Raw genomic sequence first — 9,089 nt, 5'->3', positions numbered from 1 at the left:
GGCGGCGGGGTGCGCCGCTCGATGCACCACGCGCCGAACCGCACCGCGGAGGAGGCGGCGAGCCCCATCAGCACGGCTGCGAACAGCGCGGGGAGCTGGGCGGGGACGGCGTGCAGGAACTGCGTCGCGAAGAACATCATGAACGCGAAGATGCCGAGCGCCTGCCCGCGCGGCCCCCAGCGCCTGGCGTAGACGCCGCAGAAGACGACGGCGAGGAACGCCACGTCGCGCAGCGGCGGCAGCCCGTGCAGCGCGGTGGCCAGGGCGAGCACCGGGAGTCCGGTGACCGGGAGCAGGGCGGTCGTGACCGCCTGGCGGCGGACCGTGGGGTCGCCGACCGTGAAGAGCGCGAGCAGGGCCGCGAGGCCACCGGTGATCGAGGCGGGCAGCGAGAGACCGGACAGCTCGGCGCAGGCGACGGCCGCGGCGACACCGATGACGGCGCGCACGGAGACCCGCAACCGCAGCAGCCCCGGGTCCGGGAACGCGAACATCCGCTTCAGCACTTCCGCCCTCTCCTGGTCGGCTTCCCCGATCGGCTTCTCGACCGGCGCGCGAGGCAGCGCACACAGGCACATGAGTCAGCACATGAAAAGGGCGCCGCGGATCCCGCAGCGCCATCGACGGTTCATGACATCATCCCCGCCACCAATGGCACAACCGATCCCCTTTTCGACTGGTCCATTGGCACTGGTCCAGCAGCCACAGGACGCCCATCAGCAGGCCAATGGACCACCGACGGGCATCCGTACCCGGGCATGTTGAACGTGTTGAACGGCGCTCATCCCGGCGCACGGCGGCCGCTAGCCTCCCTAGAACGTGCTCGCGTAGAACGTGCTCGCGCGGGGCGGGCGTCAGGGGGCCACCATGCCAACAGCACCCGAAGAGAAGAAGCGGCCCGAGAGCTCCTACGGAGCCGGGCTCCTGAACCACCAGCTACCCCTCGAACACCGCCGGCTGCAGGCCCTGGAGGCCTTCGGCGATCCCGCCACCCGGGCCGCCATCACCGCCCGCGGCCTGCGCTCGGGCTGGCGCTGCCTTGAGCTGGGCGGTGGCGCCGGAGGCATCGCCGAGTGGCTGGCCTCCGCGTGCGCCCCCGGGGAAGTCGTCGTGACGGACATCGACACCAGCCTGCTGCGCCGGGACATCCCGAACCTGACCGTGCTGCGCCACGACGTCGTGCACGAGAGCTTCCCGGAGGGCTCGTTCGACCTCGTACACACCCGGGCCCTGCTCGAACACCTGCCGAGCCGTGAGGAAGTCCTCGGCAGAATGGCGAGTTGGGTCGCCCCGGGCGGCTGGCTGTGCGTGGACGGGGTCATCACGCTGGACTCGGCGATCGGCGAGCGCCGCAACGGCCACGACCGCTGCCTCCGCGCCCTGGTCGAACTGGCCGCCACCAAGATGGGCGCCGACCTCCACTGGGCCCAGGCCCTGCCCAGGCTGTTCGCTGAGGCCGGCCTGGAGGACATCGGACTCGACGCCACCCCGGGCCAGGTGGGGGTCGGCGGAAACTGCAACGCGTTCTGGCGGATCTCCATAGAACACATCGAACCGGCCCTGCTGGAGCTGGGGATGCTCGAACCCCGGGACTGGCCCGAGAGCATGGAGCTGCTGGACAGCGGGAAGTTCACTGACGTGCCCTTCCTCATGCTGTCGGTCTGGGGCCGGCGGCCCCGGTGACCTCCGGCCCCGAGGCGGGCACCGCACCATCCCCTCCCCTGGGCGAGGTCCCATGCCCGCGCGCCGACTCCCCAACCAGGCCCTGCGATCCCTGCTAGCCGAGGCGGGCTGGACCCAGGAATCCCTGGCCAGAAACGTCAACCTGCTGGGCAGAGAAACCGGCGTCCGCCTCGAGTACGACCGTACGTCCGTCTCGCACTGGCTCGCCGGAGTCCGGCCACGCCCCGAGAGCGTGGCCCTGATCGAGGAGGCGCTCTCCCGGCGGCTGTCGCGGCCCGTCACGGCGGCCATGCTGGGGCTGGCCCCGGATCCCTCCGTCCCGGACCCGGCGGCGGCCGCACGCGGCTGCGGGTGCGCGGCGCACCGTCTCGCGGAGGTCTCCTCGGCGGAGCTGGATCCCGCCCGCACCCGCGCCCTGAGGCACACCCCTTTCCGCCTCGCGGACACCGAACGCGTCGGCATCCCCTGGGGAGCGAGGCAGCCCTGCGGGAACGGCGAAGAGCGGGTAGGCCGCTCCCATGTCCTGCTGCTGGACTCGGCGGTCAGCGCTTTCGCGCCGTTCGTCGACTGCCTGGGAGGGGAGCAGGGCCGCAGGGCCCTCGCGACGCTGCTCGCCGAGAGCGTCTCGGCGTGGCTGCGCGCGCCCTGCGCTCCCGCGGTCCGCGACGGCCTGCTGATCAACACCGCGCGCCTGACCCTGCTCATCTCCCGTATGCACACGGACATCCGGGCCCAGGGCCTCGCACAGCGCTACCTCCGGCTCTCGCTGCGGCTGGCGGCCGAGGCGAACGACCGGGCCACCACGGCCATCGCCCTCCGCCTCATGAGCACGCAGGCCCATGACCTCGGCCATCGTCGGGCCGCGCTGCGCCTCGCCGAGCAGGCCGTACGTGTCGGCGGCACGGCCCCCGCCTCAGTGCAGGCCTTCGCCCTGGCCCAACTCGCGGTGGCCCAGGCCCATGACGGCGACCGGGCCCGCGCCCTGGCCTCGCTCCACGACGCGGAACAGCTGGCCACCACGGCCGAGAGCGCCCCGGGGCCGTTCGGCTCGTATCCGCTGAGCGCCTTCGCGTATCAGCAGGCCATGGCGCTCCGGGGATTGGGAGACCAGCGAGCCGCCGTACGGGCCCTGGAAACCTCGCTGTCTCTCAGACCGGGCCGGGAGCTGCGGTCCAGGGCGCTGACCCAGGCCCAACTCGCGACCGCTCTCCTGAGCCTCGGACAGATCGACGCGGCCTGTGCCGCCTGGCAGAAGTTCCTCGACGACTACCCCCTCATCCAGTCCGGTACGGCCGACGGCCTCCTCGGGAAACTCCGGCGGGACCTCCGGCCGCACCGCCTCAGCCCCGCCGCGGGGCTCGTCCTGAGACGGGCGGGCGCGTTGCCGTACCGGGCCGGATAGCGGGCCGGCCGCCGTGCCGTCGGGCCGGATCGCGCGATCTGCCCGGTTCGGCTGTGCCATGGGTACAGTCGGCAGCCTCCGTGGAAGGGAGTCGGCCATGGCTGCGGTCGACGCGCTGGACGCCAGGATCCTGCGGCTGCTGCTGGAGCAGCCGCGCACCAGCGTGCGCGAGTACGCCCGCATCCTCGGCATCGCGCGCGGCACCCTCCAGGCGCGGCTGGACCGGCTGGAGCGTACGGGCGTCATCACCGGCTCGGGCCCGCGCCTGTCCCCTGCCGCGCTCGGCCACCCCGTCCTGGCCTTCGTGCACATCGAGGTCACCCAGGGCCATCTGGACGACGTGGGGGACGCGATCGCGGAGGTGCCGGAGATCATCGAGGCGTTCTCGATCACCGGCGGCGGAGACCTGATGACCCGTGTCGTGGCACGCGACAACGCCCACCTGGAGGACGTCATCCAGCGGCTCATCCAACTGCCGGGCGTGGTGCGGACGCGTACGGAGGTGGCGCTGCGGGAGCGCGTACCGCACCGGATGCTGCCGCTGATCGAGGCGGTGGGGCGGGCGGCGGGGCCGGGCCGCTGACCGACGTGTGCCTGCTGACTGCCGTGTGCCCGCTGCCGGTGGTGTGCCGGTCGGCCCCGTGCGCCGGACGACGGCGCGTATCGGCTGCCGATTCCGGTGGCCCGCCGACCGGTCCCGGAGCGTCGCGCGGGACCCGCCGGCAGCCGCCGGAGACGCGTCTTGCATGCTGGTGGGCATGAGCGGCACGAACCCCCCTTCCGTGATCTTCGACCTCGACGGCACGCTGGTCGACAGCGAACCGAACTACCACGAGGCCGCGCGCCGGCTGCTCGCGCGGTACGGCGTCGCCGACTTCCCCTGGGAGCAGCACGAGCGGTTCATCGGGATCGGCACGCGCGAGACGCTGGAGATGCTCAGCCAGGAGTACGGGATCGACGCGCCGGTGGACGAGCTGCTGGCCGGGAAGAACCGGCTCTACCTGGAGCTGGCCGCGGCGGCGACCGAGGTGTTCCCGCGGATGCGGAAGTTCGTGGCGGCTCTGCACGCGGCCGGGGTGCCCATGGCCGTCGCGTCGGGCTCGTCCCGGGCCGCGATCGAGGCGGTGCTCGGGGCGACCGGGCTGGGCTCGGTGATGCGGACGGTCGTCTCGGCCGAGGAGGTCCCGCGCGGCAAGCCGGAGCCGGACGTGTTCCTGGAGGCGGCCCGGCGGCTGGGCTCGGCGCCGACGGACTGCGTAGTGCTGGAGGACTCGGCGCCCGGTGCCGAGGCGGCGCACCGCGCGGGGATGCGCTGCATCGGCATCCCGTATGTCTCAGCGACCGCCGGCGACCCGGCGTTCGCCACCGCCGGGCTCCTGTACGCGGGCGGGCAGGGCGAGTTCGACGCCGAGGCCGCCTTCGCCTGGGTCACCGGGGCGCACCCTGAGCGTTGACCGCCGAAGGTTGACCTCCAAACCACCTTTCTTTTACCGGCATTTGACTGCACAGGCCCCGCAGTTCCCGTGTGCCGCGCAGTGCGAAGATGCACTGTCCGATTCGCACACGAGGAACGGAGTATGGATTGAAAGACGGACAAATACCTGTCCGCCGGTGGGGAGCGGCGGTCGTCGCCTCGGCGGCCGCCCTGTCGGTCCTGGCGCCGGCGAGCGTGGCGCAGGCCGCGAGCGGCCCGTCCGGCGTGACCGCCAAGGGCGCCTATCTGCTCGACAGCGGCTCCAACAAGGGGCTGTGGAACAAGAGCGGTGAGACCAAGCGCCAGATGGCCAGCACGACCAAGGTGATGACCGCGGTGGTGGTGCTGGACACCAAGGGGGTGAACCTCGACAGGAAGGTCACCGTCAAGAAGGCCTACCGCGACTACGTCGCCAAGAACGGCGCGAGCACGGCCGACCTCAAGACGGGCGACAAGCTCACCGTCCGGCAGCTGCTGTACGGGCTGCTGCTGCCCTCCGGGTGCGACGCGGCGTACGCGCTCGCGGACACCTTCGGCACCGGCAGCACGGCGAGCGCGCGGACCAAGTCGTTCATCTCCAAGATGAACAAGAAGGCCGACGCGCTGGGCATGTCGAAGACCGACTTCGACTCGTTCGACGGCATCTCGCAGGGCGGCAAGAACGTCTCGACGCCGCACGACCTGGCGAGGCTGGCCCGCCACGCCATCGCCAACAAGTCCTTCGCCACGGTCGTCAAGGCGGCGAGCACGAAGCAGAAGGCCACCAACGGGCGCACGTACACCTGGTACAACACGAACAAGCTGCTGGGCTCCTACAGCGGCGCGATCGGCATCAAGACCGGGACCGGCACCGCCGCGGGCCCGTGCCTGCTGTTCGCGGCCAAGCGGGGCAGCCGCACGGTCGTGGGCGTGATCCTCAACGACAGCAACCGGTACCCGGACGCCAAGAAGATGCTCGACTGGGCGTTCGGCACCAAGACGTCGATGAAGCTCCGCCAACTCCCGAAGGGCGCCCAGCAGGACTGACAACTCGTCAGTTTTTGCCGGGTTTCCCACCGCGTCGCCCCGGCCGGATCGATTCCGGTCGGGGCGGTGTGCTGTCGGGGCGGTGTGCTGTCGGAGTCGCCGCCGGGCAGGGCCCGGCGGGGCACGGGTAGCGGGCTGGCTTACGGTGGGGGCGTCAACGGCGCGAAGGTGTGGCGCGTTTCAGGGGGTTGTGGGGCAGGTTGGGATCTCTCAATCCGGCGTCTCCTCAAGGCGGTTGAGCCGCTCCCGCAGGGCCTCGGCCGCTGGGCTGCCACCCTCCTCATGGATCTCGACGGCTCTCGCCAGGTACTCCCTGACGGTGGCGGGGCCCTCGCCCGTGCGCGGCGCGAGGTCGGCCAGCACGACCAGGGCCTGGGCCTCGTAGTGGTGTGCGTCCTGCTCGCGCAGCACCCGTACCGCTTCGCGCAGTTCGTCACGCGCGGCGCTCGGCTCGTCCAGATGGCCGTGGGCGAGGCCGATGGCGGCCGCCGCGCGGGCGGCCATGCGGGCGTCGCCGAGTTCGAGCAGTTCGCCGCGGGCTCCGCGCAGCGTGGCCAGGGCTGTTGTGTGGTCACCGGCCGCGTCCTGGGCGGCGCCCAGGAAGTAGGCCGCGATGGCGGCGCCGCGCCGCTCCCCGGCCGCGGTGTTGAGGTCGAGTGCCTCCCGGTGGACCGCGATGGCGCGAGCGGGATCGGCGCGGTCCCAGTACCGGCCGAGGAACTCCCGTACGGAAGCGCGGAGGACGGGATGCCCCGAGGCGTCGGCGCGGGCGACCGCCGTCTGGAGTTCCTCGCGGGCCCGGTCGTCCTCGCCGAGGTCCAGGAGCAGACGGGACAGCAGGCTGAGCAGGCGCGCCTCGGCGGCGGGCTCGCCCGCCCGCGCGGCCGCGGCCGCCCCCAGCTCCAGCGACTCCTTCCAGTCGCCGAGGTGCCGGTGGTGCAGGAAGAGGACCGTGAACGCCTCGGCCAGCGGCCACACTTCCCCGTCGGCGCCCTGCTCGGCGGCGGGGCGGGAGGCGGGGGCGCTGTCCCGGTCCAGCGGTTCGAGACGCAGGAACTCGGCTTGGTCCAGGGCGAGTTCGCTCAGGTCCCGATGGCTGGTGACCAGTACGGCGCTGCCTCGCCCCTTGGGGACCGGGGCGGTCACCTGGGCCGGTTCGGTCACGTCGTCCAGCACGAGCAGCATGCGCCGCCCGGCCGACCGCGTGCGGTACCAGCCCACCCGCTCGGCGAGGCTGCCCGGAAGGTACTGGTCGCTCACTCCCAGGGCTCTCAGGCACATGCCCACGGCCTCGGAGACGTCACTGCCCGCCCGGTCGCGCAAGGAGGCGAAGTCGACGTAGATCTGGCCGTCCGGGAACCGCTCCCGCGCCAGCCCGGCCCATCGGCAGGCCATGGCCGTCTTGCCCACGCCGGGCAGCCCGCTGAGCACGCCGATGCCGGGGGCATCCGCCGCGTACCGCGCGAGCCAGCTGTCCAGGGCCGAGAGGTCCTTGGTCCGGTTGGTGAACCGCCGCACGGCCGGGACCTGGTCGGGCACGTCGTCCGGCACCGGCGGCGGGAGGTGGTAGTTGTACGCGATCCCGCCGTGGATCCGCCCCGCCTGGACGACCGGGCCGCCGGCGTGCCCGGACAGGTGGTTGGCGACGGAAGGCGGCCGCGCGCCCCCGTACCCACCGGGCGGGCCGACGGCGGTCACCGCTGCTCCTTCGGCAGGTGGAAGGTCGGCCCGTGGAAGTCCGGCCCTGGACGACCGGGCCGTTCACCGTGCCGCCGCTGATGCTGTTGTGCACAGCACCGCCGCCGGGTTCCGCCGCTCCCTCGGGATCCAGCTCCGCCATGAGCGAGCGCAGCTCATCGACCGCGGCAGGGTCGGACCGGAGCAGGCGGCGCAGCCGCGGCCGCCACTCCGCCGCCACGTCCTCGGCGAAGGCCTCCTCCCCCGCGTCCAGCGCCGTCACCAGCTCCGCGCGGCAGGCGTCGAGTTCACCGGCAGCGGCGGCCTCCTCGCCCCCGCGCGCGAAGAAGCGCGCCAGTCCGGCCTTGGCCCCGGCCCAGGAGTCCGACACCATGAGCGACACCAGAGTCGTCGCTCCCGTAGCGGCCAGGTCGCCAACTCGGCTTCCACAGCGCCCCCTTCACCCGTCTCACCACCTGGTCACCTGCCACAGTAACCACCGCCACCGACAATCGTCGGACCGGCCGGTAGCACAGCACCGCCGAGCTACTGGCTCTGCCGGCGAAGGGCCGGGAAAACAGGGCCCGCACTCTCAATTACCCATCCGCATAACCCTCTTGACTGTTGGTATGGACCAATCTACCGTTCCGTCACGCCCCGTCCCATCGCGAAGGGAGCCCAGCGTGACCGGTCGGATGTCCCGTCTGCTGAAGGTCGGTCTGGCGACGGTGCTCGTCGCGCCGCTGCTGGCCGCCGCGGCGCCCAGCGCCGCACCCGCCGCTTCCGCACCCCCCGCCTCCGCCGCCCCCGCGGCCGAGACCTGTGCGGTGAAGTCGAGGCCCTCGGGCAAGGTTCTCCAGGGCTACTGGGAGAACTGGGACGGCGCGGCGAACGGGGTGCACCCGCCGTTCGGCTGGACACCGATCACCGACTCCCGCATCCGCCAGCACGGCTACAACGTCGTCAACACGGCCTTCCCCGTCATCCGCTCCGACGGCACCGTCCTCTGGGAGGACGGGATGGAACCGACCGTGAAGGTCCCGACCCCGGCCGAGATGTGCCAGGCCAAGGCCGACGGGCTCACGGTCCTGATGTCCATCGGCGGGGCGGCGGCCGGGATCGACCTCAGCTCCAGCGCCGTGGCCGACCGGTTCGTCGCCACGATCGTGCCGATCCTGAAGCAGTACAACTTCGACGGGATCGACATCGACATCGAGACCGGCCTCGTCGGCAGCGGCACCATCAGCCAGCTGTCGGCCTCGCAGGCCAACCTGATCCGCATCATCGACGGCGTCCTCGCCCAGATGCCGGCCAACTTCGGCCTGACGATGGCCCCCGAGACGGCCTACGTCACCGGGGGCAGCGTGACCTACGGCTCGATCTGGGGCGCGTATCTGCCCATCGTGAAGAAGTACGCTGACAACGGCCGGCTCTGGTGGCTGAACATGCAGTACTACAACGGCAACATGTACGGGTGCGCGGGCGACTCGTACTCCGCGGGGACGGTCGAGGGGTTCACCGCGCAGACGAACTGCCTCGACAAGGGTCTGACCGTCCAGGGCACCACGATCAGGGTTCCCTACGACAAGCAGGTCCCGGGTCTGCCCGCCCAATCGGGGGCCGGGGGTGGCTACATGGCGCCGAACCTGGTGACGCAGGCCTGGAACTCGTACGGCGGCAGCCTGAAGGGGCTCATGACCTGGTCGATCAACTGGGACGGCGCCAAGAACTGGACGTTCGGCGACAACGTCAAGGCCGCGCAGGGCCGCTGACAGCACCTGCCTCAAGCCGCTGACAGTCCGGCCAGGTCCGCGGCGCGCCGCGGAC

The 9,089-nt window shown here is 72.0% G+C and carries 7 protein-coding genes and 1 pseudogene; 6 read left to right on the top strand and 2 right to left on the bottom strand.

The annotated features are described in order from the left end of the window. A pseudogene (locus AOK16_RS16820) lies at positions 1-494 on the bottom strand (FUSC family protein); the annotation flags it as partial. Positions 495-867: 373 nt separating this feature from the next. Between AOK16_RS16820 and AOK16_RS16815 the strand changes: the two are divergent. The 5 genes from AOK16_RS16815 (at position 868) to AOK16_RS16795 (ending at position 5,585) form a co-directional block, all read left to right on the top strand. After that, positions 868-1,683 carry a class I SAM-dependent methyltransferase gene (locus tag AOK16_RS16815; RefSeq protein ID WP_055473059.1) on the top strand — a complete coding sequence of 272 codons (816 nt, stop codon included), beginning with the start codon at positions 868-870 and terminating at the stop codon, positions 1,681-1,683. Positions 1,684-1,735: 52 nt separating this feature from the next. Then, entirely contained in the window at positions 1,736-3,085 is a 1,350-nt protein-coding gene (locus tag AOK16_RS16810; RefSeq protein ID WP_055473058.1) for an NsdA family TPR-like regulatory protein, read from the top strand. 97 nt (positions 3,086-3,182) lie between these two features. After that, a complete protein-coding gene (locus AOK16_RS16805; protein ID WP_055473057.1) occupies positions 3,183-3,668 on the top strand; it encodes an Lrp/AsnC family transcriptional regulator in 486 nt (161 codons plus the stop codon). A gap of 175 nt (positions 3,669-3,843) precedes the next feature. Further along, positions 3,844-4,539, top strand: coding sequence for an HAD family hydrolase (locus AOK16_RS16800; RefSeq protein ID WP_055473060.1), 696 nt, complete (start codon positions 3,844-3,846; stop codon positions 4,537-4,539). Positions 4,540-4,628: 89 nt separating this feature from the next. Next, positions 4,629-5,585 carry a D-alanyl-D-alanine carboxypeptidase family protein gene (locus AOK16_RS16795; RefSeq protein ID WP_079101472.1) on the top strand — a complete coding sequence of 319 codons (957 nt, stop codon included), beginning with the start codon at positions 4,629-4,631 and terminating at the stop codon, positions 5,583-5,585. Between the two features lie 210 nt (positions 5,586-5,795). On the opposite strand, the gene AOK16_RS16790 is transcribed toward AOK16_RS16795, so the two are convergent. Continuing rightward, complete coding sequence (locus AOK16_RS16790; protein WP_055473055.1) at positions 5,796-7,283, bottom strand: tetratricopeptide repeat protein; 1,488 nt, start codon at positions 7,281-7,283, stop codon at positions 5,796-5,798. A 674-nt stretch (positions 7,284-7,957) separates the two neighbouring features. Between AOK16_RS16790 and AOK16_RS16785 the strand changes: the two genes are divergently transcribed. After that, positions 7,958-9,034 carry a chitinase gene (locus AOK16_RS16785; protein ID WP_055473054.1) on the top strand — a complete coding sequence of 359 codons (1,077 nt, stop codon included), beginning with the start codon at positions 7,958-7,960 and terminating at the stop codon, positions 9,032-9,034. Positions 9,035-9,089 lie beyond the last annotated feature (55 nt).

The organism is Streptomyces pathocidini, from assembly GCF_001418495.1.
GTDB lineage: Bacteria > Actinomycetota > Actinomycetes > Streptomycetales > Streptomycetaceae > Streptomyces > Streptomyces pathocidini.
The sequence above is the reverse complement of the archived record's forward strand: the minus strand, read 5'-3'. Positions and strand labels throughout refer to the sequence as shown.

What these genes read in the sequence shown, in the direction of transcription:
- AOK16_RS16815 (WP_055473059.1), top strand. Translation starts at nt 868, where the DNA reads ATGCCAACAGCACCCGAAGAGAAGAAGCGGCCCGAGAGCTCCTACGGA.
- AOK16_RS16810 (WP_055473058.1), top strand. Translation starts at nt 1,736, where the DNA reads ATGCCCGCGCGCCGACTCCCCAACCAGGCCCTGCGATCCCTGCTAGCC.
- AOK16_RS16805 (WP_055473057.1), top strand. Translation starts at nt 3,183, where the DNA reads ATGGCTGCGGTCGACGCGCTGGACGCCAGGATCCTGCGGCTGCTGCTG.
- AOK16_RS16800 (WP_055473060.1), top strand. Translation starts at nt 3,844, where the DNA reads ATGAGCGGCACGAACCCCCCTTCCGTGATCTTCGACCTCGACGGCACG.
- AOK16_RS16795 (WP_079101472.1), top strand. Translation starts at nt 4,629, where the DNA reads ATGCACTGTCCGATTCGCACACGAGGAACGGAGTATGGATTGAAAGAC.
- AOK16_RS16785 (WP_055473054.1), top strand. Translation starts at nt 7,958, where the DNA reads ATGTCCCGTCTGCTGAAGGTCGGTCTGGCGACGGTGCTCGTCGCGCCG.